The organism is Actinoplanes sp. NPDC048967 (genome assembly GCF_040649415.1).
GTDB lineage: Bacteria > Actinomycetota > Actinomycetes > Mycobacteriales > Micromonosporaceae > Actinoplanes.
Genome location: NZ_JBEZFL010000005.1, coordinates 420070 through 446465, shown reverse-complemented (window position 1 = coordinate 446465; position 26396 = coordinate 420070). Strand labels below are relative to the sequence as shown.

The following is a 26396-nucleotide window of genomic DNA, read 5'->3' as shown; positions in this document are numbered from 1 at the left end:
CCGGGTACGACAGTTTCGCCCCGCTCAGACCTGCCGGAAGTCGATGCCCAGCAGGCTCGCCGCCGCCTTGTAGTCCGCGGCCCGGTGCTCCAGCGACAGCGACCAGTGGTGGCCCACGCCGGACGCACTCCAGTCGTCCACCCATTCGCCCGGGTCCCGGCCGAAGTCGACCCGGCTGGTCGTGTTGCCGATCGCCAGCAGCGGACCCGGCACCACGGTCCCCTCGGCGGCGATGAACGACAGTGAGCCGTCCCGGTCCTGCCCCAGACCCAGCAGCGTGACCGGGCCGGGCCGGACGTCGAACTCCACGCTGACGCCCCAGCCGCGCTTGCCGTGATAGACGCCCAGTCCGCGCAGCAGCGGGTCGCGGGCGCTGACCGCCAGGTGCGCCGGGCCGTCGTGACCCATCTCCACCACGTTGTCCTCGAAATTCAGCGCCTGCAGTTCGCAGAAGGAGCCGCCGGCCCCGACCGCCTGGGTGGCCAGCTGGGCCACGGTCGTCCGCAGCTCGTACTCGCCGGTCGTCGGGATGCCGCGGGCGGTGAGCAGGGACGCGCCCAGGATCATGCCGGCGCCGAGGCGTTCGTGCTGCTCACCGTCGAGGCCGCGGTGGTAGTAGGCGATGCTGTCCAGCTCGAAGTCGTCGACGAGGCGGTCCAGCGCCACCGAGACGGTCGCGCCCCAGGCGAAGTCCTCCTCCCGGACCGTGTCGTCCAGGGTGAAGATCTCCCGGGCCAGGTCCATCCGCTGCTTGGTCTCGGCCTCGGTGACCTTCTCGACGCGCTGGCGCAGGTCGTCGAACTCCAGCACCTCGACGTGCGAGCCGAAGGTCACCGGCAGCAGCGTCAGGTCGGTCGAGACGTCGAGCATGCCGGGGTAGAGGTGGCCCATCAGGCCGTGCCGGGCGTGCCGCAGCGCCGCGCGGACGTGCGCGGCCCGGATCCACTGGCCGATCCGCCGCCAGGCCGACTCCTGCCGCAGCCAGCCGGAGACCGACCGGAACGGGATCCCGGCCCGGCGGAACGTGTTGCCCATCTCGGGCACCGGGCACTGCCCGCAGTACGCCAGCCAGGCCCCGGTGTCGAAGGACGCGTGGTCCATCTTCTCGGTCGGCTGCAGGTCGATGACCAGCACCGGGGTGTTGGCGCGCTGGGCGATCGGCAGCACCATCGAGGCGGTCAGGTACGTCGTCAGAAACAGCACGATCAGGTCGCAGTCAGCGCGGCGCAGCTTCTCCGCGGCAGCCGCCCCCTCCTGAGCGTCCGAGATGAACCCGACGTCGACGACCTCGGTCTCCATCTCCTGGAACCGCTGCGCGACATATCGGGCCGATTCCTGCAGCTGCGGCAACAGCCCCGGGAACTGCGGCCAGTACGTCCCCAGTCCGCCCGCCACCAGGCCGATCCTGGTCTGCCGTTGAGTCACGATGCCTCCAGAAGGATGACGTGCAGGCGGCGCGGGCCGTGGACGCCCTCGACGCGGTTGAGTTCGATGTCGCTGGTGGCCGACGGGCCGCTGATCCAGGTGAGCGGCCGGTGCGGGTCGAGCCGGGTCAGCGCCTCGGGCACCGACGCGACCACCTGGTCCGCGCGTACCACGCAGATGTGCAGGTCCGGCAGCAGGGAGATGATCCGGCGGCCCTGGTCGGGCGAGCCGTCGAGCACGATGGTCCCGGTCTCCGCGACGGCGACCGTGGCCGCGGTCAGCACGCCCCCGGCGACCGCCAGCGCGTCGGCGCTCAGCCCCTCGTCGCGCCGCACGTCGACGCCGTCGGGCAGCCACGCGGGGTCGATGCCGGGCGGCACGATCAGCGGCGCGGGGGCGAGAGCGGCCACGGTCCCGGCGATCGAGACACCGCGGTGCACGACCGCCTTGTAGTCCTCCAGCCGGTGCACCAGCAGGTCGAGGTCGGCGACCCGGTCACCGCGGCGGTAGTCGCGCGGGATCCCGGCCGGCGGCGCGGTGTCGCCGAGCGCGGCCCGGATCCGGCCCAGCATCAGCTCGCGGCTGCTCATCGCTTCGCCCACCAGTCGCGGAAGGTCTCCGGCGGCGGTTCCGGCAGATCCCGGCCGGCGGTCCAGCCGTTGAGGGGCGGCGGCAACCGCCGGCCGGCCAGCTTGCTGAGCTTGGCGGCATGCTGCGCGGCCGCGTAGAGCTTCGGGTGGTCCATCGTGTACGCCGCCGACGCCATCACCGCCCTCTCCGTACGCGGATGGGGCACCTCGTTGCGCAGGTGCACCAGGATCGAGGGAATGTCGATCTTCACCGGGCAGGCGTCGAAACAGGCGCCGCAGAGCGACGACGCGTACGGCAGCGAAGCGTTGTCCTCGACCCCGGTGAGCTGCGGCGACAGCACCGCCCCGATCGGCCCGGGATAGACCGACCCGTACGCGTGCCCGCCGGTCCGCTCGTACACCGGGCACACGTTGAGGCACGCCGAGCAGCGGATGCAGTGCAACGCCTGGCGGCCGACCTCGTCGGCCAGCACCGCGGTGCGCCCGTTGTCGAGCAGCACCAGGTGGAAGTTCTGCGGCCCGTCGCCGGGCGTCACCCCGGTCCACATCGACGTGTACGGGTTCATCCGCTCACCGGTCGACGCCCGTGGCAGCAGTTGCAGGAACACCTCGAGGTCCTGCCAGGTCGGTACGAGCTTCTCGATGCCCATGACCGTGATCAGGGTCTCCGGCAGGGTCAGGCACATCCGGCCGTTGCCCTCGGACTCCAGCACCGCCAGCGTCCCGGTCTCCGCGACGGCGAAGTTGGCCCCCGACACCGCGACCTTGGTGCGCAGGAAGGTCTCGCGCAGGTAGCGCCGGGCAGCTCCGGCCAGGATCACCGGCTCGTCGGTCAGCGCCGGATCGACGCCGGGCATCTCCCGCAGGAAGATCTCGCGGATCTCGGCGCGGTTGCGGTGGATCGCCGGCACCAGGATGTGGCTGGGTCTGTCGTGCCCGAGCTGAACGATGAGCTCGGCCAGGTCGGTCTCCACCGGCTCGATACCGGCCGCCTCCAGCGCCTCGTTGAGGCCGATCTCCTGGGTGGCCATCGACTTGACCTTGATGACCCGGTCCTGGCCGGTGGCCCGGACCAGCTCCGTGACGATCCGGTTGGCCTCGTTCGCATCGGCGGCCCAGTGCACGACGCCACCGGCCGCGGTGACTTTCTCCTCCAGCTGGAGCAGCAGCTCGGGGAGCCGGGCCATGGTGTCGGCCTTGAGTGCCGAGCCGGCCGTGCGCAGCTCCTGCCAGTCGGGCAGCTCGCCGATGACCGAGCCGGACTTGGCCCGGATCGTCGTGGTGGCGTGGCCCAGGTTGCGGCGCAGCTGGGCGTTGCCGAGCGCCTTGCGGGCGGCGGCCGGGAACGGCTCGTCGCCGCGCAGGTTTCCCACTCCGCGCGGGGCGGGCGTGGGCATACCCAGGAAAGTGGTCATGCGGCCTCCGTCGCGGCGAGGATCTCGGCGAGATGCACGGTCCGGACGCCCGCGTCGAGCCGGGACAGGCCGCCGCCGATGTGCATCAGGCAGGACGAGTCGCCGGCCGTGCAGACCTCTGCGCCGGTGTCGAGCACGTGGCGCATCTTGTCGGCCAGCATCGCGGTCGACGTGTCGGCGTTCTTCAGCGCGAAGGTGCCGCCGAAGCCGCAGCACTGGTCGGCCGCGGGCAGCTCGATCAGCTCCAGCCCGCGGACGTGGCGCAGCAGCCGCTGCGGCTTGTCGCCGACCCGGATCATCCGCAGCGAGTGGCAGGTCGGGTGGTACGTGACCCGGTGCGGGTAGTACGCACCGACGTCCTCCACGCCGAGCACGTCCAGCAGCAGCTCGGACAGCTCGTACGTCCGGCCGGCGACGTCCTCGGCCCGCGCGGCCAGCCCTTCGTCGCCCGCCGCCCGGGCCACCATCGCGTGCTGGTGCCGCACCGACCCGACACACGATCCGGAGGGCGCGACCACCACGTCGTACGGCGCGAACGTGCGCACGTGCCGGCGGACCAGCGGCAGCGCGTCCTTCTGGTAGCCGGTGTTGATGTGCATCTGACCGCAGCAGGTCTGCCCCGCGGGGAAGACCACCTCGTGGCCCAGCCGCTCCAGCAACTGCACGGTCGCCTTGGCCGCGGCCGGGAACATGGTGTCGGCCAGGCAGGTCACGAACAAGGCGATGCGCATGTCAGGCCTCCAGCCGGCGCTCGACCGCGTGCCACGCGGCTGCGTCGCCGCGCGGTTCGTAGCGCACGATCTGCTGAGTCTCCCGCAGCAGGGCCCGTAGTGCCGAGAGATCACCGCTGATCGTTCCCGCGGCCCGGGCCTGCACGAGCACATTGCCGAACGCGGTCGCCTCGACCGGGCCGGCCAGCACGGGCAGCCCGCAGGCGTCCGCGGTGAGCTGGCAGAGCAGCTCGTTGCGAGCACCACCGCCGACGATGTGCACCGCGTCGACGTGCCGCCCGGACAGCTCCTGGGCCTGGCGCACCGCACGACGGTGGGCGAGCGCCAGGCTGTCCAGGATGCACCGCACTGTTTCCGCCGGCCCCGGCAGCGAACACCCACTGGCCCGGCTCAGGCGGCCGACCATGTCGCCCGGCGCCAGGAACACGGAATCGTCCAGGTCGACGACGGCCTGGAAGGCGGGCACGGCGGCCGCCTCGCACAGCAGCACGGGTAGGTCGGGCGCACCCCACTCGCGCAGGCACTCCTGCAACGGCCAGAGCCCCATCACGTTGCGCAGATAGCGCACGGTGCCGTCGACGCCGCCCTCGTTGGTGAAGTTCGCCAGCCGGGACGCCTCGGTCAGCACCGGCGCGTCCAGTTCGACGCCGACCAGCGACCACGTCCCGCAGGAGATATAGGCGAAGTTGTCACCGGCGGCCGGGACGCCGACCACGGCCGAGGCGGTGTCGTGCGAGCCGACCGCGATGACGTCCGGGGTGCCCAGGCCCAGCTCGGGCCGCACCGGGCCGATCACCGTGCCGGGCGCGCGCAGCGGCGGGAAGAGAGTGGGCCGGATCCCGAGCGCGGACATCAGTTCTCCGGCCCACCCCCCTGAGCCTAGATCGAGAAGCTGGGTGGTGGAAGCGTTGGTAAATTCCGCTCCCGTTTCGCCGGTCAGCCAGTACGCCAGCAGGTCCGGGATCATGAGCAGCTGCCGGGCCGCGGCCAGCTGCGGGGTGGCGGCCGCGGCCACCAGCTGGTAGATCGTGTTGAACGGCAGCTTCTGCAGGCCGGTCAGCGCGTACAGCCTGTCCTCGCCGACCACCGCGGCGACCTTGGCGGCCGCGCCCTCCGTGCGGGAGTCCCGGTAGTGCACCGGGTTGCCGAGCAGCGTCCCGGTCGCGTCGAGCAGCCCGTAGTCCACCGCCCACGAGTCGATGCCGATGCCGTCGACCGGCCCGGCCAGGCGCAGCCCCTCCAGGACGCCTCGGTACAGCGCGAGGATGTCCCAGTACAGCGTCCCGCCGGCGCGCACCGGCTCGTTGGCGAAACGGTTGACGGCGTCCAGTGACAGCGACCCCGGGCCGACCCGGCCGACCATGACGCGCCCGCTGGAGGCGCCCAGGTCGACCGCCGCGAAGGTGTTCACCGCAGGAAGGCCGCCGCCACCCCGGCGTCCACCGGGATGTGCAGGCCGGTCGTGTGCGACAGCTCGCCGCCGGTCAGCACGAACACCGCGTTGGCCACGTGCTCCGGGAGCACTTCGCGTTTGAGCAGCGTGCGCTGGGCGTAGTAGGCGCCGAGTTCGGATTCCGGTACGCCGTACACGGCGGCCCGCTTGGCGCCCCAGCCGCCGGCGAAGATGCCGGAGCCGCGGACCACGCCGTCGGGGTTGATGCCGTTGACCCGGATGCCGTGCCCGCCCAGCTCGGCGGCGAGCAGCCGGACCTGGTGCGCCTGGTCGGCCTTGGCCGCGCCGTAGGCGACGTTGTTCGGGCCCGCGAACAGCGAGTTCTTGCTGGAGATGTAGACGATGTCGCCACCCAGGCCCTGCCCGATCATGACGCCGGCGGCGGCCTTGGCGACCAGGAACGAGCCCTTGGCCATGACGTCGTGCTGCAGGTCCCAGTCCGCCTCGGTGGTTTCCAGCAGCGGCTTGGAGATGGACAAACCGGCGTTGTTCACCACCAGATCCACCCCGCCGAAGGCCAGCACCGCGTCCCGCAGCGCGGTGCCGACCTGCGCCTCGGAGGTCACGTCGGCGGCCACCGCCACCGCGGCGTCCGGGCCGCCGATCTCGGTCGCCACTGCCGTCGCGGCATCGAAATCCCGGTCCGCCACGACGACGCACGCACCTTCGGCCGCGAGCCGCAGCGCGATGGCCTTGCCGATGCCCGAGCCGCCGCCGGTGACGAACGCGATCCGGGTGGCCAGCGGCTTGGGCTTCGGCATCCGCCGGAGCTTGGCTTCTTCCAGCGCCCAGTACTCGATCCGGAACTTCTCCGACTCGTCGATCGGCGCGTAGGTAGAGACCGACTCGGCGCCGTGCATCACGTTGATCGCGTTGACGTAGAACTCACCGGCCACCCGCGCGGTCTGCTTGTTGGCGCCGAAGCTGAACATGCCGACGCCGGGAACCAGCACGATCGCCGGGTCCGCGCCGCGCATGGCCGGGCTGTCCGGGCCGGCGTGCCGCTCGTAGTACGCGCGGTAGTCCTCGCGGTAGGCGGCGTGCAGCTCCTTGAGCCGGGCCTCGACCTCCTCCGGCGGGGCGTCCGGCGCGGTGTCCAGCACCAGCGGCTTGACCTTGGTACGCAGGAAGTGGTCCGGGCAGGAGGTGCCCAGCGCGGCCAGCTCGGGCATCCGCTCGCGGCGGACGAAGTCGAGCACGACCTCGCTGTCGGTGTAGTGGCCGACCTGCGGACGGTCGGTGGAGGCGAGACCGCGCACGATCGGGAACAGGGCGGCCGCGCGCTCACGGCGTACCTCATCGGGCAGGGGCTCGTGCACCAGCGGGCCGAAGGGCGCCTCGCGGCCGTGCGCGGCGATCCACGCCGCGGCGGTGTTGATGATCTCCAGCGAGTTGGCCTCGCACTCGGCGCTGGTGGCGCCCCACGCGGTGATCCCGTGCCCGCCGAGCACGACGCCGATGGCCTGCGGGTGGGCCCGCTGCACGGCGGCGATGTCGAGGCCGAGCTGGAAGCCGGGCCGGCGCCACGGCACCCACAGCACCCGGTCGCCGAAGATCTCCTTGGTCAGCGCCGGCCCGTCGGCCGCGGTCGCCAGCGCGATGCCGGCGTCCGGGTGCAGGTGATCGACGTGCGGCGCGTCCACCAGGCCGTGCATGGCCGTGTCGATCGACGGGGCGGCGCCACCACGGCCGTGCAGGCAGTAGTCGAACGCGGCCACCATCTCGTCCTCGCGGTCGACGCCGGGGAAGACGCCGGCCAGCGCGCGGAGCCGGTCGAGCCGCAGCACCGCGAGGCCGGACTCCTGCAGCGTGCCGAGGTCGCCGCCCGAGCCCTTGACCCAGACCAGCTCGGTCGGCGCGGCGGTGACGGGGTCGATCTCCGTCCCCTTGGCCGAGGTGTTGCCGCCGGCGTAGTTGGTGTTGCGCGGGTCGGCGCCGAGGCGGTTGCTGCGGGCCAGGAGGTCGCTGACTGCGGGGTTCGACATGAGCATCCTTCGCCGGCAGGGGCATGAAACGTTTCACAGATTGCCAGCAGGTTACGGCCCGGGCGCCGCCGTGGTCAATACCTCGCGCCGGATCCGCCGCCTGATGAATCGTTGTCAGTAGGCGCGGGAACGGACGACCGTGGAAGCACGGGCGACCAGCTCCGGGACGAACAACGGCTGCTGGTGCACGTGCTCGGGATTGGTCGCTTCGTCCAGCACCAGCTGGGCCGCGGCCCGGCCCAGCTCCTGGCGCGGCTGGCGCACCGAGGTCAGCGGCACCGCGGCCGCGGCGGCGAACTCGATGTCGTCGAAGCCCACGATGGCCAGCTCCTCCGGCACTCGCAGGCCCGCGCCGATGCTCTGCTGCAACAGGCCGAGCGCGAGCAGATCGTTGGCGCAGAACGCGGCGGTCGGCCGTCGTCGCGCCGGGATGCCGGCGAGCCGCTCACCGGCCGAGCGGCCCTCGGCGACGGTCAGCCCGGCCGTCGGCAGATAGGTCAGATCCTCCGGCGGCAGGCCGAGCTCGGACCAGATCTGCCGGGCCCCCTCGACGCGCTCGCGGACCTGACCGATCGACTCCGGCCCGCCGACCACGGCCACCCGGGTGTGCCCCTGCTCGGCCAGGTGCTCGACCGCGATCCGGCCGCCCAGCACGTCATCGACGGCGACCGAGCAGAAGAGACCACCCGCACCGACCCGGTCGACGATGACCACCGGAATGCCGCGGCGGCTGATCTCGGCCAGGTGCGGCGCGTCCGGATTGACCGGGGTGATCAGGATGCCCTGCACCCGCTGCTGCATGAGGCGGTCGAGGTGGACCTCCTCGCGCTCGGCCCGGCCGTTGCTGTTGCAGATGAACAGCGAGAGGTCGGCGTCCTCGGCGGCGAGCTCGATGCCCTGCGCGACGTCGTGGAAGAAGGGGTTGCTGCCGTCCAGCATCACGTAGGCCAGGGTGCGGCTGGTGCCGGCCCGCAGCTGCCGGGCCGACTCGTTGCGCACGAAGCCCAGCTCTGCCATGGCCCGCTCGACCCGCTCCCGGGTAGTCGGGCTGACCACCTCGGGGCGGTTCATCACGTTCGAAACCGTGCCCAGGGAGACCCCGGCTGAGCGGGCGACGTCCTTGACGGACGGTGTCCTGCCGTTGACCACGGCTCCCCCTTTGAAACGTTGAAGCGACATCGTACGGCACCGTGGCGCACCTTGTTTCCGCAACGTTTCAGCCAGATGCTTGACACGTGTGATCGGGGCCACCTACGTTCGTCACACGCCGTATGAAACATTTCAAACATCCCTGCGGAGGTGGCCCGTGGCGGCAACGCCCGACGAGTCGCGGCCCGGCCCGGCACTGCTCGAAGTGCGCGAGGTGACCAAGTCCTTCGGCGCCGTCGCGGCCGTGCAGGGCGTCAGCTTCCCCCTGTACGCGGGCGAGGCGCACGCCCTGGTCGGCGAGAACGGCGCGGGCAAGTCCACCATCGTCAAGATGCTCGCCGGCGTGCACCGGCCGGACACCGGCGCGCTGGCCGTCAACGGCACGGAGGTCGAGTTCGCCGGTCCCGGTGACGCCAAGGCGGCCGGCATCGCGGTGATCTACCAGGAGCCGACGCTCTTCCCCGACCTGTCCGTCGCCGAGAACATCGCGATGGGCAATCAGCCGCTGACCCGCCTCCGGCAGATCGACCGCCGGGCGATGCACGGCAACGCGGCCCGGCTCTTCACCCGCCTCGGCGTGCACATCGACCCGGACCGCCCGGCCCGCGGCCTCTCCATCGCCGACCAGCAGCTCGTCGAGATCGCCAAGGCGCTCTCCAGCGAGGCCCGCGTCCTGATCATGGACGAGCCGACCGCCGCGCTCAGCGGTGTCGAGGTCGACCGGCTCTTCGCGGTCACCCGGGCGCTGCGCGACGAGGGCGCCGCGATCATGTTCATCTCGCACCGCTTCGAGGAGATCACCGCGCTCTGCCAGCGGGTCACGATCATGCGCGACGGCAAGCACGTGTGCACCGAGCTGGTCGCCGACCTCAGCGTCGACGACATGATCCGGCGGATGGTCGGTCGCGACCTGAGCACGCTGTTCCCCAAGCAGGACACCGAGATCGGCGAGACCGTGCTCGAAGTGGACGGGCTCGGCCGCGAGGGGGTCTTCCGGGACATCAGCTTCACGGTCCGGGCCGGCGAGATCGTCGCGCTGGCCGGGTTGGTCGGTGCGGGCCGTTCCGAGGTCATGCAGGCGGTGTTCGGCGTCGACCGGTACGACACCGGGTCGGTCCGCTTCCTCGGCAAGCCGCTCAAGGCGGGTTCGCCGCGCGCGGCCATGGCAGCCGGCATGGCGCTGGTCCCCGAGGACCGCCGCCAGCAGGGGCTGATCATGGACCTGTCGGTCGAGCGCAACGTGACCCTGCCGCGCAGCCGCGCGCTGGCCAGGCTCGGCCTGCTCTTCGGCGCGGCCGAACGCCGCGAGGCGACGAGCTGGACGAGCCAGCTGCAGACCAAGCTGGGCCGGCTGTCCGACCCGGTGGGCACGCTGTCCGGTGGCAACCAGCAGAAGGTGGTGCTGGCCAAGTGGCTGGCCACCAACCCCAAGCTGCTGATCGTCGACGAGCCCACCCGCGGCATCGACGTCGGCACCAAGGCCGAGGTGCACCGGCTGATGTCGTCGCTGGCGGCCCGCGGGCTCGCCGTCGTCATGGTCTCGTCCGAACTGCCCGAGGTGCTGGGCATGGCGGACCGGATCATCGTCCTGCGCGAGGGGCACGTGGCCGCCCAGCTCACCCGCGCCGAAGCCACCGAGGAGAACGTCATGTACGCGGCAATGGGCCAGCAGGTGACGACATGACGGCGGCCGTGGCGGCGCCCCGCCGGCTTTTCTCCGGGCTGGTCAAGGTGCGGGAGCTGGGCATCATCCTGGCTCTGGTGGTGCTGGTCGGCTACACCGCCGCGAGCAACCCGCGGTTCCTGTCCGCCCAGAGCATCCGCGACATCCTGCTGAACACCGCGATCCTCGCGGTGATGGCCGCCGGCCAGGCTGTCGTGGTCATCACCCGCAACATCGATCTCTCGGTCGGGTCGGTGCTCGGCCTCAGCGCCTTCACCGTCGCCACCATGATGAGCGACAACCCCGGCCTGCCGATGGTCGTCGCGATCATCGTGGGCCTCGCCGTCGGCGGCGCAGCCGGCCTGCTCAACGGCGTGCTGGTCCGGTACGGCCGGGTGCCCGCACTGGTGGTCACGCTCGGCACGCTCTACATGTTCCGCGGCATCACCTACTCGTGGGCCGGCGGCCAGCAGGTCAACGCCGACGAACTGCCGCGGCACTTCCTGACCTTCGCCAACGACTCGATCCTGGGCATCCCGTGGCTGGTCCTGATCGCGCTGGTCGTCGTCGGCGGCGTCTCCCTGCTGATGCGCAACTACCGGGTGGGCCGCGAGCTGTACGCGATGGGCTCCAGCCCGCAGGCCGCCGAGCTGGCCGGCATCAAGGTGGCCCGCAACCTGCTCGGCGCGTTCATCCTGAGCGGCGCCCTCGCCGGGCTGGCCGGAGTGCTCTTCGCCGCCCGCTTCGGCACGGTCGACGCGGCCGCCGGCACCGGCCTGGAGCTCAACGTCGTCGCGGCCGTGGTCGTGGGCGGGGTGGCCGTCTTCGGCGGCAGCGGCACGGTCTGGGGCGCGGGCCTCGGCGCCCTGCTGCTGACCGTGATCGGCAGCGCCCTGACCGTGCTGGACATCAACCAGTTCTGGCAGCAGGCCATCGTCGGCGCCCTGATCATCCTGGCCATCTGCGCCGACCGCCTGGTCGCGGTGCGGATCGCCCGCTCGCTGCGGAAGAAGGACTCCCATGTCTGAGGTCAAGAGAAGACTGGCTTCCTGGGACAGCATCATCGTGCTGCTGACCGTCTTCGTGCTGGTCGTGGCGTCGTTCTCGGTGACCAACTTCGGCACCAGCCGCAACTTCACCTTCCTGATCCTGGACCTGCTGCCGATCATGCTGGTCGCGCTGCCGATGACCTTCATCATCGTCACCGGCGAGATCGACCTGTCGGTGGCCAGCACGCTCGGGCTGGCCAGCTCGATCATGGGTTACCTGTGGAACCAGGGACTGTCCATCGAGTCGATCATCCCGATCTGCATCATCGCCGGCGCGATCCTCGGGGCCGTCAACGGCTTCCTGGTCACCGGGCTGGGCCTGCCCTCGCTGGCCGTCACGATCGGCACACTCGCCCTCTACCGCGGGCTCGCGCTGGTGGTCCTGGGGGACGGCGCGGTCGCGGACTTCCCGTTCAGCTACACCGGCTGGGTCACCGGCACCATCGGGGACGGCCCGGTGCCCAACGTGCTCATCCTGATCGTGGTCCTGGCCGCGATCTTCGGAGTGATCCTGCACGCGACCCCGTTCGGCCGGTCGCTGTACGCGATCGGCGCGAACGCCCAGGCCGCCCATTTCTCCGGCATCCGGGTGGCTCGCACCAAGTTCTGGCTGTACGTGGTCAGCGGCGCGGTCGCCGGACTGGTCGGGGTGCTCTGGACGCTGCGCTACTCCAGCGCCCGGGCCGACAACGGCGCCGGAATCGAGCTGGCCGTGGTGGCCGCGGTCCTGCTCGGGGGCGTCTCCATCTTCGGCGGCAAGGGCAGCCTCCCCGGCGTCCTGGCCGGCGTGGTCCTGCTCGCCGCTCTGCAGAACGCCCTACGCCTGCAGGACGTGTCGGGCCAGGCGCTGAACATCGTCACCGGTGCCCTGCTCGTGCTCTCCGTGCTGCTGCCCAACATCGCGACCTCCATCCGCACCACCTGGCAAAGGCGGAAACTTCGCCGCGCCGCTGCTGTCTGACCCCTCGCCCTCCAAGGAGTACGCCATGCTTCGTTCCCACCGACGCCTACTCTCCGCAGGCGCCGCCTCACTTCTTGTCCTCGGCATCGCCGCCTGCGGTGGCACCACCAAGGACAGCGCCGACAACTCCGGCCCGGCCGCCGCCCAGTCCGGCGCGGCCGACCCGAACGCGAAGCTCAAGGAAGGCCTCAAGATCGCCTTCCTGCCGAAGCAGCTCAACAACCCGTACACCGACGTCGAGGTGGGCGGCGGCAAGGTCGCCGCAGGCGAGCTCAAGGGCGAGTACAAGCTGGTCGGCCCGAACGACGCCAGCGCCTCCTCGCAGGTCAGCTACATCAACACGCTGATCCAGCAGCAGCAGGACGTGATCGGCATCGCGGCCAACGACCCGAACGCGGTCTGCCCGTCGCTGAACCAGGCCCGCCAGGCCGGCATCAAGATCGTGGCCTTCGACTCGGACGCGTCCAAGGACTGCCGGGACGTCTTCATCAACCAGGCCACCACTCAGGGCATCGGCGAGAGCCTGGTCAAGATGGCCAGCGAGCTGGCCGGTGGCTCCGGTGAGATCGCGATCCTCTCGGCCACCCCGAACGCGACCAACCAGAACGCCTGGATCGAGGTCATGAAGACCGAGCTGGCCAAGCCTGAGAACGCCAAGCTCAAGCTGGTCAAGACCGCGTACGGCAACGACGACGACCAGAAGTCGTTCCAGGAGGCGCAGGGCCTGCTGCAGTCGTACCCGAACCTGAAGGTCATCGTCTCGCCGACCACCGTGGGCATCGCCGCGGCCTCGCGCTACGTCAGCTCCTCGAACTACAAGGGCAAGGTGGCGATCACCGGGCTGGGCCTGCCGAACCAGATGCGCGAGTACGTCAAGGACGGCACCGTGAAGAAGTTCGCGCTGTGGAACCCGGCCGACATCGGCTACCTGGCCGCGTACGCGGGTGCGGCGCTGGCCTCGAACCAGATCACCGGCAAGGAAGGCGAGAAGTTCAAGGCCGGCAAGCTCGGCGAGTACACCGTCGGCGCGGCCGGCGAGATCGTGCTCGGCCCGCCGACCGAGTTCACCGCCGAGAACATCGACCAGTTCAACTTCTGACCGATGCGCTACTGCTTCAACCTCCAGGTCCGCCCCGAGCGGATGGCGGAGTACGTGGAGCGGCACCAGGCCGTGTGGCCCGAGATGCAGGACGCATTGCGGGCCACCGGCTGGCGCAACTACTCCCTGTTCCTGCGTTCCGACGGGCTGCTGGTCGGCTACGTCGAGACCGACGACCTCGCGGCGGCCCAGGCGGCAATGGCGCGGACCGAGGTGAACGCCCGCTGGCAGGCGGAGATGGCCGAGTTCTTCACCGGCATCGACGGCCGCCCGCCGGACGAGAGCTTCGTGCTGCTGACCGAGGTCTTCCACCTATCAGAAGAGAAGTGATCCACATGGCTGATCTGGCCGCCGTCAAGCGGGCCCTCGCCGCCCAGCGGATCGAGACCCCGTCCTGGGCCTTCGGCAACTCCGGCACCCGGTTCAAGGTCTTCGCCCAGGCCGGCGTGCCCCGCAACCCGCGGGAGAAGATCGCCGACGCCGCCACCGTGCACAAGTTCACCGGGGTGGCGCCGACGGTCGCGCTGCACATCCCCTGGGACAAGGTGGACGACTACGCCGAGCTGCGTTCCTACGCCGAGTCGCTCGGGGTGGGGATCGGCGCCATCAACACCAACGTCTTCCAGGACGACGACTACAAGCTGGGCTCGGTCACCAACCCGGACGCCGGCGTACGCCGCAAAGCCACCGATCACCTGCTCGAGGCGATCGCCATCATGGACGCGACCGGATCGCGGGACCTGAAGCTGTGGTTTGCCGACGGCATCAACTACCCCGGCCAGGACGACCTGCGCAACCGCCAGGACCGGCTGGCGGCGGCGCTGCGCGAGACCTACGACCGGCTCGGCGACGACCAGCGCATCCTGCTGGAGTACAAGCTGTTCGAGCCGGCCTTCTACGCCACCGACGTCCCGGACTGGGGCACGTCGTACGCGCACTGCGTCGAGCTGGGCGAGAAAGCGACGGTGTGCATCGACACCGGCCACCACGCCCCGGGCACGAACATCGAGTTCATCGTGGCGTTCCTGCTGCGCCAGAACAAGCTGGGTGCCTTCGACTTCAACAGCCGCTTCTACGCCGACGACGACCTGATGGCCGGGGCGGCGGACCCGTTCCAGCTCTTCCGGATCATGTACGAGATCGTCCGCGGCGGCGCGCTGGACCCGGCCTACGGCATCAACTTCATGCTGGACCAGTGCCACAACATCGAGACGAAGATCCCGGCGATCATCCGCTCGGTGATGAACATCCAGGAAGCGACCGCGAAGGCCTTGCTGGTCGACCAGGACGCGCTGAGCAGGGCCCAGAACGACGGCGACGTGCTGGAGGCCAACGCGGCGCTGATGGACGCCTACAACACCGACGTGCGGCCGCTGCTGGCCGAGGTCCGCGCGGACGCGGGCCTGGACCCGAACCCGGTCGCGGCCTACCGGCGCAGCGGCTACCAGGAGCAGATCGTCCAGGACCGGGTCGGCGGCCGGCAGGCGGGCTGGGGCGCCTGATCCGACCGGATTATTCGGTCGTGCCGGGGAGGTGGCGAACGCCAGGATGGGGCGAGAGCGCCTCCCCCGCTGCCGAAGGAGCACCTCCCGATGGACTTTCCGATGCCGGCTCCGGTGCTGGCGGGCTCTCTGGTGCGGCTGGAACCGCTCGGCCTCCAGCACGCGGCCGATCTGGCGGTGGCGGCCGAGGAGGACCGCGGATCCTTCGGCTACACCTGGGTGCCGCGGGCGGACGAGGTGATCGGGTACGTCGCGGAGCAGCTGGCTCGGGCCCGGTCGGGACAGCTGGCGCCCTACGCGCAGGTCGCCCTGTCGTCCGGGCGTGCCGTCGGCGCCACTGCCTACTGGGATCCGCGGCTGTGGCCGGACGGCAACCGGGTGTGCGCGGTCGAGGTGGGGTTCACCTGGCTGGCCGCTTCGGCGCAGGGCACCGGCATCAACACCGAGGCGAAGTTGCTGCTGTTCGACCACGCCTTCACCACCGTGGGCGTCGCTCGGGTCGATCTGAAGACCGATGCCCGCAACGCCCGGTCGCGGGCGGCGATCGCCGGTGTCGGCGCGCACTTCGAGGGCGTGCTGCGGAACTGGTCCCGCTCCTGGGCGCCGGGCGAGGACGGGTGCCTGCGCGACTCGGCGATGTTCTCGATCATCGCGCCGGAGTGGCCGACCTGCCGGGCCCGGCTCGAGGCCCGGCTCAGGGCCCGCCTCGAGCCCGGCCCGGGGGCCGACTGATCAGCGGCCCGAAGCCGGCCGCCGACAGGCGCTGCTGACTGCAGCCCCTGGGGGCCCGTCACTGCAGGGCGGCGGCTCCGAACGAGACGGCGAAGCGCTTGCACCAGATGCTGATGCTGCGGTAGTCCTCGGGATCGACCTTGCCCGGGACCGGATAGACCTGGTCGCCGCGGTTGCCCTTGAGGCGGCCGAGCTCGGTCCACTTGCCGTCGTCGAAGACCCGCCAGCCCGCGGTGCCTTCGCGGACCGCCTGGTCGGTGAGCCAGACCCGCAGGTCCGGGCCGTCCGAGGTGTCCAGGCCGACCAGCTCGACCTGGTGGCTGCCGTCCGGGTTGCGGACCAGGCGGGCGGTGCCGGCCGTCGCGTGCTCGTGGGTGATGAAGGAACCCGTCCGCACCACGACCGGCCCGGCGGGCTGGGTCGTGGTCGGCACAGCGGCACTGCTCGGCACCTCCGCCACTGTGGACAGCGTCTCGTTGACGGTGGTGTCGGTGACCAGCCGCCAGGGCTGGAACCAGTAGAGGCCGGCGGCAGCCCCGGCCCCCAGCACCAACAGGGCCACCCAGGTCACGGGCTTGGTGAGCAAGCGTTTCAGCACAGTGCCGAGTCAACACGGCGGCCAGGACCACCGGAAGAATCCCGGGCATTACCGCTTCCTTACGGCTGCCGGACAGGACTCCGCCCCCGCTGAGACGCGCGGGGGCGGAGGGACCGGTCAGGCCGCCATCGGTGGTGGCTCCGCCGCGCCGGTCATGATGGCGACGGCCTCGGACATGGAGTGGCTCTTCGGGGTGATCACGGTCGCCCGGCGGCCCAGCCGCTGGATGTGGATGCGGTCCGCCACCTCGAAGACGTGCGGCATGTTGTGGCTGATCAGGATCACCGGCAGCCCCCGGTCGCGGACGTCGCGGATCAGTTGCAGCACCCGGTTGCCCTCCTTGACGCCCAGCGCCGCCGTGGGCTCGTCCAGGATCACGACCTTGCTGCCGAACGCGGCCGACCGGGCCACCGCCACCGCCTGGCGCTGGCCGCCGGACAGCGACTCCACCGCCTGGCCGATGTTCTGCAGCGTGGCCACGCCCAGCTCGTTCATGTGGCGCTTGGCCTCGGTCCTCATGTGCGCCTTGTCGAGCATCCGGAAGACCGAGCCCAGCACTCCCGGCTTGCGTTCCTCGCGGCCCAGGAACAGGTTGTCGGCGATGTCCAGCCCCGGCGCCACTGCCAGGGTCTGGTAGACCGTCTCGATCCCGGCCGCCCGCGCGTCCATCGGGTTGCGGAAGTTGACCCGCTGCCCGTCCAGGTAGATCTCGCCGCTGTCCGGCACCACCGCACCGGACAGCGCCTTGATCAGGCTCGACTTCCCGGCGCCGTTGTCCCCGATGACCGCCAGGATCTCGCCCGGGTAGAGCTCCAGGTCGCCGCTCTCGATCGCGGTGACCCGGCCGTACCGCTTGGTCAGGCCGCGCGCCTGGAGCACCGGCGTGGTCATGTCTTCACCTTCCTGATCCACTGGTCGAGAGAGACGGCCACCAGCACGAGCAGGCCGATGGCGAAGCCCTGCCAGACGACTTCCACGCCGGCCAGCTGCAGGCCGTTGCGGAAGACGCCGACGATGAGGGCGCCGATGAGGGTGCCGAGCACGCCACCGCGCCCGCCGAAGAGGCTGGTGCCGCCGAGCACGACAGCGGTGATCGAGTCGAGGTTGTAGTCGACGCCGACGTTGGGGCTGGCCGAGGCCAGGCGGCCGATCAGGATCCACGCGCCGATGGCGTACAGCAGGCCGGCGACGGTGTAGACGGAGAACAGCACGCGGTTGGTCCGGATGCCGGCCAACCGGGCTGACTCGATGTCGTCGCCGGTCGCGTAGACGTGCTTGCCCCAGGCGGTGGAGCTCAGCGCGTAGAAGAACACCCCGAACAACAGCAGCATGATGATCGATCCGTAGGTCAGCCGGAAGCCGCCGATCGGGATCGTGGTGCCGGTCCAGGTCATCAGGCCGGGCATGTCGGAGCCGCGGATCGTCTCGCTCTTGGACACCACCGAGTTCAGCGAGAAGAAGATGCTGAGCGTGCCGAGGGTGACGATGAACGGTGGCAGTTTGATCCGGGTGACCAGGAAGCCGTTGAGGGCTCCCATCGCCGTACCCGCGACCAGGCCGAGCAGCAGCGCCAGCAGGCCCGGCATGCCCATCTTGGTGGCGAAGGTGGCCATCAGGATCGACGAGAAGACGGCGATGGCGCCGACCGACAGGTCGATGCCGGCGGTCAGGATGATCAGGGTCTGGCCCAGCGCCAGCACCGCGATGACGGTGACCTGGGCCAGCACCAGCGACAGGTTGGGGGCGGAGAAGAACCGCTGGTTCGCGACGGAGAAGGCGAGGATCGCCACGATCAGCACGGCCAGCGGGCCGAGGGTCGGGTTACCGTGCAGCAGATGCTGCAGCCGCAGCCCGAGGGAGTCGTTGCGCCGGACGTCGAAGTCCTGCGGCGGCGAGGGTTCCTTGACGGCAGTGGTCGACATGATCAGCCCCAGCAGTTCTGTTTGCCCCAGGCCGAGTCCTTGGCCTCGATACCGGTCTGCGGCTGGTCGGTGATCAGGGTCGCGCCGGTGTCCACGAAGTCCTTGCCCGCGCTGGCCTGCGGCTTGGTGCCGTCCTTGGCGAAGGCCGAGATCGCTTCGATGCCGAGCGAGGCCATCTTGAGCGGGAACTGCATCGAGGTGGCCCCGATGACTCCGGCCTTGACGTTGTCGACGCCGGGGCAGCCACCGTCGATCGAGACGATGGTGACCGTCTTGTCCTTGCCGGCCGCCTTCAGCGCCTGGTACGCGCCGGCCGCGGCGGGCTCGTTGATCGTGTAGACCAGGTTGATCGACGGGTCTTTCTGCAGCAGGTTCTCCATCGCGGTCCGGCCGCCGTCCTCGGCGCCGTCGGTCACGTCGTGCCCGACGATGCGGGGGTCGGACTCGTCACCGATCTTGTTGGCGTCGCCCACCGGGATACCGAAGCCGTCCAGGAAGCCCTGGTCGCGCTTGACGTCCACGGAGACCTGGTTGGCGTTCAGGTCGAGCATGGCGATCTTCGCCTGCTTGCTCTCCTTGTCGAACTTCGCCTTGGCCCACTGCCCGATCAGCTTGCCGGCCTGGTAGTTGTCGGTGGCGAAGGTCGCGTCGACGGCGTCGGCCGGGTCGGTCGGGGTGTCCAGGGCAATGACCAGCATGCCCGCCTGCTTCGCCTTGTCGATCGCCGGGACGATCGCCTTGGAGTCGCTCGGGGTGATCAGGAAGCCCTTGGCACCGGCCGAGATCAGGCTCTCGATCGCCTGCACCTGCGCCTCGTTGTCCCCGTCCTGTTTGCCGGCGAAGCTCTGCAGCTTCACGCCGGCCTTGTCCGCCGCCTGTTGCGCACCCTCCTTCATCTTGACGAAGAAGGGGTTCGTGTCCGTCTTGGTGATCAGTCCGACGGTTGCCCCGTCCCCGGAGCCCGAGTCGCCACCGCAGGCGGCGGTGCCGAGCACCAGACCCACGGCGAGCAGAGCAGGCCCGAGGCGCCCGCGCTTGATCAGCGTTGATTGGCGCATGTCCCCTCCAAATCGATTTAGCAGAAATCGAGAGACAACGTTGTCTTGCAGTAGACGACTCGGCGCATCAGGTGTCAACAATCAGTTTCGACAATGTTGCGTAGCGTGATCAACATCGGCAGAAGTCGATCAATGGAGGGAACCATGACCCGCGGGCGACCCACCATGAACGACGTCGCCCGCACCGCCGGGGTCAGCCTCAAGACCGTCTCGCGGGTGGTCAACGGCGAGACCACGGTGGATCCCGCGCTGGTCGCCCGGGTCCGCGCGGCGGTGGACTCCCTGCACTACCGGCCGCATCTCGGGGCGAGCATGCTGCGCCGCAACGACCGGCGGACCGCGACCATCGGCCTGCTGCTGGAGGATGTGGGCAACCCGTTCTCGGCGGTCCTGCACCGCGCGGTGGAGGACGAGGCCCGGCCCCGCGGGGTGCACGTGCTCACCGGCAGCCTCGACGAGGACCCCGAGCGGGAACGCGAGTTGACCCGGGCCTTCGCGCGCCGGCACACCGACGGGTTGATCCTCGCGCCGGCCGGCTCCGACCAGGGGTACCTCGCCCTGGAGTTACCGCCGGACATCCCGGTCGTCTTCGTGGACCGGCCCGCCGCCGGCTTCGCCGCCGACACCGTGCTGGCCGGCAACGTGGCCGGGGCGGCGGAGGCGGTGCGGCACCTGATCGGATACGGGCACCGGCACATCGCGTTCCTCGGCGACCTGGCCGGGATCGCCACGGCCCGCCGCCGGTTGCGCGGCTATCTCACGGTGGTCGATGACACCGGGCTGGCGCCGACCGTGGTCGGTGGCCTGCACGACTCGGCGGCGGCCGAGGCGGCCACTCTGGACCTGCTGGACCGGGCCGAGCCGCCGACCGCGCTGTTCACCGGGCAGAATCTGATCACCATCGGCGCGGTCCGGGCGCTGCGCCGGCGCGGCCGGCAGCACACCGTGGCCCTGGTCGGCTTCGACGACTTCCCACTGGCCGATCTGCTCGAGCCGGGGGTCACCGTGATCGCCCAGGATCCGGCGGCCATGGGCCGGGCCGCGGCGCGGGCGCTCTTCGAGCGGATGGACGGGCTCACGGCCGAGCCGCGCGAGATCAGGATTCCGACGACCCTGATCCCGCGCGGCAGCGGTGAGATATCCGGCCGGCCTACGGGAAGTTGGTGACCGTACGCGGCACGACCTGATCGGCCGTGGCCGCCGCCCCGATGTTGTTGACGACGTGGTCGATGGTGCCCGAGGCGAGCGAGATGGTGAAGATGTTGTGCAGCTTCACTCCCCCGTTGACCGGCGCCTGGAAGCCGTTGGCCGAGTGCACCGCCGGGTTGTTCTGGAAGAAGGCGTAGCTGCCCATCGCCCAGGCCTCGTGGGTGGACACGCTGTCGGCCACCTTGTACGCCGGGTAGCCGACACCGTCACTGCGCCAGACGGCGTTCGACGGCGGGTCGTACGGCTGCTCGTTCTGCAGGAAGTACGTCCGGCCGCCGTTGCCGTTCCAGAGGATCTCGGTCTTCTGGTAGTGCTCGACGAACAGGCCGTACGCGGTCACGTTCTGACCGTTGACGATCAGGCCGCTGTCCGCGGTGTTGACCGTCCACCCGTAGGTGCCGGCGTTGCCGTGGTCGGCCCGCCACGCCCAGATGTGATCGATGATCGTGTTGTTGCTGTTGACCAGCAGGCTGTTGGTGGCCTTGCCGGCGATCGAGCCGCCGATCCGGAAGAACACGTCCTGCACGGTCGTCGGGTTCCCGGCGTGGTTGGCCGAGGAGCCGTTCGGGCCGATCACCAGCAGGTTCGCCGAGTTGGTGGTGCCCGCGTCGAAGAACAGGCCGGCCAGCTTGACCCCGTCGACGTCGGCCACCTGCATCGGGGTGACGCCGTTGTCCGGGATGATGGTCGCGTAGCCCAGGCCCATGACCACGGTGTTGGCCCGGGTCACGTTGATGGTCTGGTTGACGTGGTAGATGCCCGGCTGGAACATCAGGTTCAGGCCCTGCGCGAGCGCCTGGTTGATCGTCGCGGCGGAGTCTCCGGGCTTGGCCACGTAGAACTGGCTCAGCGGGATGCTGGTGCCCGCGGTGTTGCCGTTGGCCCAGGTCACGCCGGCCGCGTTGGTCTGCAGGTTGGGCACGAAGACGGCGTACTGGCCGTTGGTCTGGTAGAGGTACGGCTTCTCCCGGATCACCGGGGTCTGGCCGATCACCGTGTACGGCGGGTTGGGGTAGCTGGCCGCCGGTGCGCCCTGCACGCCGACGAACGTCTGGTTCCACACCGCGTTGGAGTTGGAGCCGATCGTGCTGTTACGGGTGAACCACTGCTGCTGCGAGTACTGACCCTCGGTGCCGCTGATCCGCGAGTCGGCGATGTAGCCGCCGGACGCCCAGCCGTAGCCGTTCGGGGCCAGGTTCAGGTCACCGTGGATGTCCATCCGGCGGAACGGCGCGGCCTGCGAGACGGCCCAGCGGTTGGCCCCGGAGACCGGGTAGACCGACATGTTCTCGACCGAGCGCCAGAAGTTCTGGGTCGCGTTGCCCTGGAACCAGCCGGCGTCGACGGTGATGTCACCGTTGATCCGTACGTCCTGCGGGTTCTGGCCGAGGCCGATCACCGAGGTGTTGAAGCCGACCTGGATGTTCAGGCCGTTGTAGGTGCCCGGCTTGAACGCGAGCAGGTTGCGCTGCAGGCCGAACTGGTTGGTCTCCTGCTGCTTGAAGATCGCGTCCGCGGTGCTCTGGATCGACGCCATCGACATGGTCGGGTCGAAGACCGTCACGTTGGCGCCGAGGCTGCCGCCGCCCGGGAGCGTCGGCCCGGTGGGCGGGGTGGTGGTCGGCGGCGTTCCCGTGGTGCCGCCGAAGACCTTGAACTCCCACAGCGAGTAGCCGTACTGGGTGGCGCGCTCGGTGCCGTACATCCGCACGTAGCGGGCGGTGGCGGAGACCGGCAGGCTCTGCACGCCGGCCGCGCCGGCGGTGGCCGCGGTGGCGTCGGCCCAGGTGGTGCCGTTCAGCGAGGTCTGGATCCGGAAGGTCCGGGCGTACGCGGCCTCCCAGTTCAGCTCGACGCGGGTGATGGCCGAGCTGGCGCCGAGGTCGACCTGCAGCCACTGCGGGTCGGCGAACGCGGACGCCCAGCGGGTGCCCGTGTTGCCGTCGACCGCGGCCGTGGCCGGGAAGGCGCCGGGGTTCTCCGAGGACGAGGCGGTCGCGGGCTTGCCCTGGGAGAGCAGCGTCTCGGCGGCTTCGGCACTCAGCGCGGTGACCGCGCCGAAGCCGGCGACGACGGTGGCGACCAGGGCGCCGGTGGCGGCGAGCCGCCATCGGCGGCGCGACCGCCCGGCGGGGGCGACGGAGGGAGCGGGGATGACCATTGCTTCTCCTAGACACAGCGGTACGGGCGCGGGGGTCACGCGTCCGAGGGGCGGGAGCCGGGGAAAGCACCCGATTGGGGATGACAGCCGAGCGATCCGAGGAAGCGCTCCACTGCCTCCTGGACGCTAAGTTCGTTACGGCAATGTGTCAAAGGATCGGCGGACCGGTTTCCTCGCGCGGTTTTGCGACCGGCAACCGTCCTAGCTGCATGAAAGCTCTCCCGCCGGGTCGGCCGGTCGCTTCGCCCGGGAGTTCCGGAACCGGTTCCGACGTGCGCCGATAGGGTCCGGACGTGACCCTGCGGCAGCGGGCTGGACACCCCCTCCCCGACGGGAAAATCGGCCCTGTATAACGCTTCTCCGACCCGGATCGACGCGCCCGAATGGGCCCGCTCTTGCAAGACGCGCGTAAGCCCCTTAATTCCCAAAAGGGACGCGATGGTGAATCTCGCGGGAAGCGCTTCCCGATCTGCCGGGGTTCTAGGGTGGCGTCATGCGGTTGGTACTCATGGCGGACACCCACCTGCCGAAGCGGGCCCGCGACCTCCCGGCCGAGCTGTGGGCGGCGGTCGACGCGGCCGACGTGGTCGTCCATGCCGGCGACTGGGTCGACGTCCCGCTGCTGGACGAGCTCACCGCCCGGTCGAAGCGGCTGATCGCCTGTTACGGCAACAACGACGGTCCCGCACTACGCGCCCGGCTCCCCGAGATCGCCCGGGCCGAGCTGGACGGGCTACGGCTGGCCGTGGTCCACGAGACCGGGCAGGCCACCGGCCGCGAGCAGCGCTGCGCGGCCCGGTTCCCGGACACGGACGTGCTGGTCTTCGGCCACTCCCACATCCCGTGGGACACCACGGCGGAGACCGGCCTGCGCCTGCTCAACCCGGGCTCCCCGACCGACCGGCGCCGCCAGCCGTACGCGACGTACCAGACGGCGACCGTGTCGGACGGGGTCCTCACCGGCGTCGAGCTGCACCGGATCGTCAGACGAGCCTGACCGGGCCGGCGTCGATCGGCACCCGGAACAGTGAGTACGGGTACTGCCGCCGGTCCGTACCGCCCTGGTACTTGGCCTGGCGGTGCAGCTGGTTGGCGGTCACGTAGAGGTGCCGGTCCGCGCCGACCGACATCGTGTCGGGCCAGAGCAGCCGCGGATCGTGCACCACCGTCTCCAGCGTGCCGTCCGGCAGCCGCCGCAGGACCGCGTTGTGCTCGCAGTTGGTGAGATAGAACCGGCCCTGGTCGTCGGTCTCCAGCCCGTCGGAGAGGCCGCCCTTGTCCCCCTCGTCCACCACCGTCGCGGCCACCTCGTCAGCACCGGCCGAGCGGTCCACCAGAGCGTCGGTCGACACGCTGTACCAGTGCCGGGAGGCGAGCGGGCAGTAGTAGAGCCGGCTGCCGTCCGCACTGATGGCGATGCCGTCCGAGCCCATCAGCACCGGCTTGGCCGGGCCGTCGGCCGGACGCTCCAGGAAGGGTGCGCCCTCGACCACGGGCAGGAAGGCCGGCGGCTGCTCAGCCTGGGTGGACGGATGATCATGCAGCTTCCGCCAGGCCGTACCGGAGGCCAGGTCGACCACGATGATGCCGTTGGGGCCCTGGTCGGCGGAGTCGGTGATGTACGCGACGTTGCGCCGCAGGTCGAACCGCACGTCGTTGAGATAGGTCGTGGGCAGCGCCACGTCGGGCTCGAAGACGATCGTCTGCACGACGGTGTCGGTGCTCAGATCGACACAGACCATCTTGGGGCCGCCGGGCTTGGTCGGCTGGAACAACGGACTCCCGGTGTCGAGCACCCACAGCCGATCGGCCGGGTCGACGACAATGCTCTGCACCGACACGAAAGCCTTCGCATCGTCATCCCCGGACGGGCTGTTCCACGCCTGGTCCGGATAGGGAACGGCGGTGCCGTCCCGCAGCTCGGCCACTGTGAACGGCACCTCGTCACCCCACTTCGGATAGTTGACGAAGATCCGTCCACGCGCGGAGACACTGACACCGGTAGGCATCGGCCCGCTGTCGAACGTGTGCACGGTCTCGAGCTCGCCGATCGTCTGATCGCTCGGTTGATCTGTCATCCACGCCGGATACCCGCCGGACAGCCGCAGTAACGGCTGCCCGACGGGCCGGGTGTCACCATGCGATCAGCTGGCAGGGTGAGGGTGGCCGCTCATGAGCCGCCAGGCGATTGGCCGCCCTCGCCCGGTCTCGGCGGGAGCGACGGTCAGCTATCTGCACTCAGGCACGACATGACCTTGATCTTGGCCTTGATCAGGAAATGTCAACCGTCGGGTAGAGGGGGAAGTCGGCCAGCAGTTCGGTGGCCTGCTTCGACACCCGGTCGGACACGGCCGCGTCCAGGTCGAACTTGGCCTTCGACGCTCCCGCCTTGGTGCTGCTCAGCACCGTGTGCATGAGCTCGGCGATCTGGTCCATCTCGGCCGTGCCCAGGCCGCGGGTGGTCAGCGCCGGGGTGCCGATCCGGATGCCGGACGTGTACCAGGCGCCGTTCGGGTCCTGCGGGATCGCGTTGCGGTTGGTGACGATGCCGGAGTCGAGCAGGGCCTGCTCCGCCTGGCGGCCGGTCAGGCCGTACTTGTCGACGTCGATGAGAACCAGGTGGTTGTCGGTGCCGCCGCTGACGACGGTGGCGCCGCGGCTGGTCAGGCCGGCCGCCAGGGCCTGCGAGTTGTCGACGATGCGCTGCGCGTAGTCGGCGAACTCGGGCCGGCGGGCCTCCGCGAAGGCGATCGCCTTGGCCGCCATGACATGGGCGAGCGGGCCGCCGAGGACCATCGGGCAGCCCCGGTCGACCTGGTCGGAGAGCTCGGGCTGGCAGAAGACCGCGCCGCCGCGCGGACCGCGCAGGCTCTTGTGCGTCGTGGTGGTGACGATGTGCGCGTTGGCGATCGGGTCGAAGTCGCCGGTGAAGACCTTGCCCGCGACCAGGCCGGCGAAGTGCGCCATGTCGACCATGAAGGTCGCGCCGACCTCATCGGCGATCTCCCGCATGATGCGGAAGTTCACCTTGCGCGGATACGCCGAGTAGCCGCCCACGATGACCAGCGGCTTGAACTCGCGGGCCGACTCGCGCAGCGCCGCATAGTCGATCTGGCCGGTGGCCGCGTCGACGCCGTAGCTGCGCTGGTCGAACATCTTGCCGGAGATGTTCGGCCGGAAGCCGTGGGTGAGGTGGCCGCCGGCGTCCAGGCTCATGCCGAGCATCCGCTGGTTGCCGAACGCGGCGCGCAGCTCGGCCCACTCGGCGTCGGTCATGTCGTTGACGTTGCGCTTCTGCACCTTGGCCAGCGCCGGCGCCTCGACCCGGTCGGCCAGGATCGCCCAGTACGCGACCAGGTTGGCGTCGATGCCGGAGTGCGGCTGGACGTACGCGTACGGCGCGTTGAACAGGGCCTTGGCGTGCTCGACGGCGACCGACTCGACGGTGTCGACGTTCTGGCAGCCGGCGTAGAAGCGGCGGCCGATGGTGCCCTCGGCGTACTTGTCGGAGAGCCAGTTGCCCATCGCGAGCAGCACGGCCGGGGACGCGTAGTTCTCGGAGGCGATGAGCTTGAGAGACTCACGCTGGTCGGTGAGCTCCTTGGCGATCGCGTCGGCGATGCGGGGCTCGACGGCGCGGACCGCTTCCAGGGCGGAGCGGAACGCGGTCGATTCGGCGTTCAGTGCAGACATC

23 protein-coding genes are annotated in these 26396 nt (G+C 70.3%); 9 read left to right on the top strand and 14 right to left on the bottom strand.

Going from position 1 to position 26396, the window contains the following annotated elements; genetic code table 11:
- Positions 1–24 precede the first annotated feature (24 nt).
- The 7 genes from AB0C12_RS23820 to AB0C12_RS23790 form a co-directional block, all read right to left on the bottom strand.
- Entirely contained in the window at positions 25–1425 is a 1401-nt protein-coding gene (locus tag AB0C12_RS23820; protein ID WP_360551352.1) for an L-fucose/L-arabinose isomerase family protein, read from the bottom strand.
- Positions 1422–2015: a lactate utilization protein C gene (locus tag AB0C12_RS23815; protein WP_360551350.1), complete on the bottom strand. Its 594-nt coding sequence runs from the start codon at positions 2013–2015 to the stop codon at positions 1422–1424. The genes AB0C12_RS23820 and AB0C12_RS23815 overlap by 4 nt, the downstream gene beginning before the upstream one ends.
- Positions 2012–3430: a lactate utilization protein B gene (locus AB0C12_RS23810; protein WP_360551348.1), complete on the bottom strand. Its 1419-nt coding sequence runs from the start codon at positions 3428–3430 to the stop codon at positions 2012–2014. The genes AB0C12_RS23815 and AB0C12_RS23810 overlap by 4 nt, the downstream gene beginning before the upstream one ends.
- Positions 3427–4161 carry a (Fe-S)-binding protein gene (locus tag AB0C12_RS23805; protein ID WP_360551346.1) on the bottom strand — a complete coding sequence of 245 codons (735 nt, stop codon included), beginning with the start codon at positions 4159–4161 and terminating at the stop codon, positions 3427–3429. Before AB0C12_RS23805 ends, AB0C12_RS23810 begins: the two co-directional genes overlap by 4 nt.
- Position 4162: 1 nt before the next feature.
- The gene (locus AB0C12_RS23800; protein WP_360551344.1) at positions 4163–5572 is read right to left on the bottom strand and encodes a rhamnulokinase family protein; all 1410 of its coding nucleotides are present in this window, start codon (positions 5570–5572) and stop codon (positions 4163–4165) included.
- The gene (locus AB0C12_RS23795; RefSeq protein ID WP_360551342.1) at positions 5569–7599 is read right to left on the bottom strand and encodes a bifunctional aldolase/short-chain dehydrogenase; all 2031 of its coding nucleotides are present in this window, start codon (positions 7597–7599) and stop codon (positions 5569–5571) included. The genes AB0C12_RS23800 and AB0C12_RS23795 overlap by 4 nt, the downstream gene beginning before the upstream one ends.
- 114 nt (positions 7600–7713) lie before the next feature.
- On the bottom strand, positions 7714–8778 hold the full coding sequence (locus tag AB0C12_RS23790; protein WP_360551340.1) for a LacI family DNA-binding transcriptional regulator: 1065 nt from the start codon (positions 8776–8778) through the stop codon (positions 7714–7716).
- A 127-nt stretch (positions 8779–8905) separates the two neighbouring features.
- On the opposite strand from AB0C12_RS23790, the gene AB0C12_RS23785 reads away from it, so the two are divergent.
- The 7 genes from AB0C12_RS23785 to AB0C12_RS23755 all read left to right on the top strand — a co-directional run bounded on the left by AB0C12_RS23785 (position 8906) and on the right by AB0C12_RS23755 (position 15754).
- Positions 8906–10432: a sugar ABC transporter ATP-binding protein gene (locus tag AB0C12_RS23785; RefSeq protein WP_360551338.1), complete on the top strand. Its 1527-nt coding sequence runs from the start codon at positions 8906–8908 to the stop codon at positions 10430–10432.
- Positions 10429–11439, top strand: a complete 1011-nt coding sequence (locus tag AB0C12_RS23780) for an ABC transporter permease (RefSeq protein ID WP_360551336.1) — start codon at positions 10429–10431, stop codon at positions 11437–11439. Before AB0C12_RS23785 ends, AB0C12_RS23780 begins: the two co-directional genes overlap by 4 nt.
- The gene (locus AB0C12_RS23775) at positions 11432–12421 is read left to right on the top strand and encodes an ABC transporter permease (protein ID WP_360551334.1); all 990 of its coding nucleotides are present in this window, start codon (positions 11432–11434) and stop codon (positions 12419–12421) included. The genes AB0C12_RS23780 and AB0C12_RS23775 overlap by 8 nt, the downstream gene beginning before the upstream one ends.
- A gap of 25 nt (positions 12422–12446) precedes the next feature.
- Complete coding sequence (gene rhaS / locus AB0C12_RS23770; protein ID WP_360551332.1) at positions 12447–13520, top strand: rhamnose ABC transporter substrate-binding protein; 1074 nt, start codon at positions 12447–12449, stop codon at positions 13518–13520.
- Positions 13521–13523: 3 nt separating this feature from the next.
- Positions 13524–13850, top strand: coding sequence for an L-rhamnose mutarotase (locus AB0C12_RS23765; protein WP_360551330.1), 327 nt, complete (start codon positions 13524–13526; stop codon positions 13848–13850).
- A gap of 5 nt (positions 13851–13855) precedes the next feature.
- Complete coding sequence (gene rhaI / locus AB0C12_RS23760) at positions 13856–15022, top strand: L-rhamnose isomerase (RefSeq protein ID WP_360551328.1); 1167 nt, start codon at positions 13856–13858, stop codon at positions 15020–15022.
- 90 nt (positions 15023–15112) lie between these two features.
- Positions 15113–15754: a GNAT family protein gene (locus tag AB0C12_RS23755; RefSeq protein ID WP_360551326.1), complete on the top strand. Its 642-nt coding sequence runs from the start codon at positions 15113–15115 to the stop codon at positions 15752–15754.
- A 58-nt stretch (positions 15755–15812) separates the two neighbouring features.
- Here AB0C12_RS23755 and AB0C12_RS23750 read toward each other — a convergent pair whose 3' ends face one another.
- The 4 genes from AB0C12_RS23750 to AB0C12_RS23735 form a co-directional block, all read right to left on the bottom strand.
- On the bottom strand, positions 15813–16352 hold the full coding sequence (locus tag AB0C12_RS23750) for a DM13 domain-containing protein (protein WP_360551324.1): 540 nt from the start codon (positions 16350–16352) through the stop codon (positions 15813–15815).
- Positions 16353–16469: 117 nt separating this feature from the next.
- The gene (locus AB0C12_RS23745) at positions 16470–17243 is read right to left on the bottom strand and encodes an ATP-binding cassette domain-containing protein (RefSeq protein ID WP_360551322.1); all 774 of its coding nucleotides are present in this window, start codon (positions 17241–17243) and stop codon (positions 16470–16472) included.
- A complete protein-coding gene (locus AB0C12_RS23740; RefSeq protein ID WP_360551320.1) occupies positions 17240–18274 on the bottom strand; it encodes an ABC transporter permease in 1035 nt (344 codons plus the stop codon). Before AB0C12_RS23740 ends, AB0C12_RS23745 begins: the two co-directional genes overlap by 4 nt.
- A 2-nt stretch (positions 18275–18276) precedes the next feature.
- Entirely contained in the window at positions 18277–19332 is a 1056-nt protein-coding gene (locus tag AB0C12_RS23735; protein WP_360551318.1) for a sugar ABC transporter substrate-binding protein, read from the bottom strand.
- 144 nt (positions 19333–19476) lie between these two features.
- Between AB0C12_RS23735 and AB0C12_RS23730 the strand changes: the two genes are divergently transcribed.
- Positions 19477–20499: a LacI family DNA-binding transcriptional regulator gene (locus AB0C12_RS23730; protein ID WP_360551316.1), complete on the top strand. Its 1023-nt coding sequence runs from the start codon at positions 19477–19479 to the stop codon at positions 20497–20499.
- Here the strand turns inward: AB0C12_RS23730 and AB0C12_RS23725 are convergent.
- Positions 20483–22702, bottom strand: a complete 2220-nt coding sequence (locus AB0C12_RS23725) for a discoidin domain-containing protein (RefSeq protein WP_360551314.1) — start codon at positions 22700–22702, stop codon at positions 20483–20485. The two genes, AB0C12_RS23730 and AB0C12_RS23725, sit on opposite strands and share 17 nt — an antisense overlap.
- A gap of 493 nt (positions 22703–23195) precedes the next feature.
- On the opposite strand from AB0C12_RS23725, the gene AB0C12_RS23720 reads away from it, so the two are divergent.
- A complete protein-coding gene (locus AB0C12_RS23720) occupies positions 23196–23699 on the top strand; it encodes a YfcE family phosphodiesterase (RefSeq protein WP_360551312.1) in 504 nt (167 codons plus the stop codon).
- Here AB0C12_RS23720 and AB0C12_RS23715 read toward each other — a convergent pair.
- Positions 23686–24780, bottom strand: a complete 1095-nt coding sequence (locus AB0C12_RS23715; protein ID WP_360551310.1) for an L-dopachrome tautomerase-related protein — start codon at positions 24778–24780, stop codon at positions 23686–23688. The two genes, AB0C12_RS23720 and AB0C12_RS23715, sit on opposite strands and share 14 nt — an antisense overlap.
- 193 nt (positions 24781–24973) lie before the next feature.
- The gene (locus AB0C12_RS23710) at positions 24974–26395 is read right to left on the bottom strand and encodes a glycine hydroxymethyltransferase (protein WP_360551308.1); all 1422 of its coding nucleotides are present in this window, start codon (positions 26393–26395) and stop codon (positions 24974–24976) included.
- Position 26396 lies beyond the last annotated feature (1 nt).

Coding starts and splice junctions, on each gene's coding strand:
- AB0C12_RS23810 (WP_360551348.1), bottom strand. CDS start 3,430: ATGACCACTTTCCTGGGTATGCCCACGCCCGCCCCGCGCGGAGTGGGA.
- AB0C12_RS23765 (WP_360551330.1), top strand. CDS start 13,524: ATGCGCTACTGCTTCAACCTCCAGGTCCGCCCCGAGCGGATGGCGGAG.
- AB0C12_RS23730 (WP_360551316.1), top strand. CDS start 19,477: ATGACCCGCGGGCGACCCACCATGAACGACGTCGCCCGCACCGCCGGG.
- AB0C12_RS23720 (WP_360551312.1), top strand. CDS start 23,196: ATGCGGTTGGTACTCATGGCGGACACCCACCTGCCGAAGCGGGCCCGC.
- AB0C12_RS23755 (WP_360551326.1), top strand. CDS start 15,113: ATGGACTTTCCGATGCCGGCTCCGGTGCTGGCGGGCTCTCTGGTGCGG.
- AB0C12_RS23725 (WP_360551314.1), bottom strand. CDS start 22,702: ATGGTCATCCCCGCTCCCTCCGTCGCCCCCGCCGGGCGGTCGCGCCGC.
- AB0C12_RS23710 (WP_360551308.1), bottom strand. CDS start 26,395: ATGTCTGCACTGAACGCCGAATCGACCGCGTTCCGCTCCGCCCTGGAA.
- AB0C12_RS23740 (WP_360551320.1), bottom strand. CDS start 18,274: ATGTCGACCACTGCCGTCAAGGAACCCTCGCCGCCGCAGGACTTCGAC.
- rhaI (WP_360551328.1), top strand. CDS start 13,856: ATGGCTGATCTGGCCGCCGTCAAGCGGGCCCTCGCCGCCCAGCGGATC.
- AB0C12_RS23790 (WP_360551340.1), bottom strand. CDS start 8,778: ATGTCGCTTCAACGTTTCAAAGGGGGAGCCGTGGTCAACGGCAGGACA.
- AB0C12_RS23735 (WP_360551318.1), bottom strand. CDS start 19,332: ATGCGCCAATCAACGCTGATCAAGCGCGGGCGCCTCGGGCCTGCTCTG.
- AB0C12_RS23805 (WP_360551346.1), bottom strand. CDS start 4,161: ATGCGCATCGCCTTGTTCGTGACCTGCCTGGCCGACACCATGTTCCCG.
- AB0C12_RS23815 (WP_360551350.1), bottom strand. CDS start 2,015: ATGAGCAGCCGCGAGCTGATGCTGGGCCGGATCCGGGCCGCGCTCGGC.
- rhaS (WP_360551332.1), top strand. CDS start 12,447: ATGCTTCGTTCCCACCGACGCCTACTCTCCGCAGGCGCCGCCTCACTT.
- AB0C12_RS23745 (WP_360551322.1), bottom strand. CDS start 17,243: ATGACCACGCCGGTGCTCCAGGCGCGCGGCCTGACCAAGCGGTACGGC.
- AB0C12_RS23795 (WP_360551342.1), bottom strand. CDS start 7,599: ATGTCGAACCCCGCAGTCAGCGACCTCCTGGCCCGCAGCAACCGCCTC.
- AB0C12_RS23715 (WP_360551310.1), bottom strand. CDS start 24,780: ATGACAGATCAACCGAGCGATCAGACGATCGGCGAGCTCGAGACCGTG.
- AB0C12_RS23775 (WP_360551334.1), top strand. CDS start 11,432: ATGTCTGAGGTCAAGAGAAGACTGGCTTCCTGGGACAGCATCATCGTG.
- AB0C12_RS23780 (WP_360551336.1), top strand. CDS start 10,429: ATGACGGCGGCCGTGGCGGCGCCCCGCCGGCTTTTCTCCGGGCTGGTC.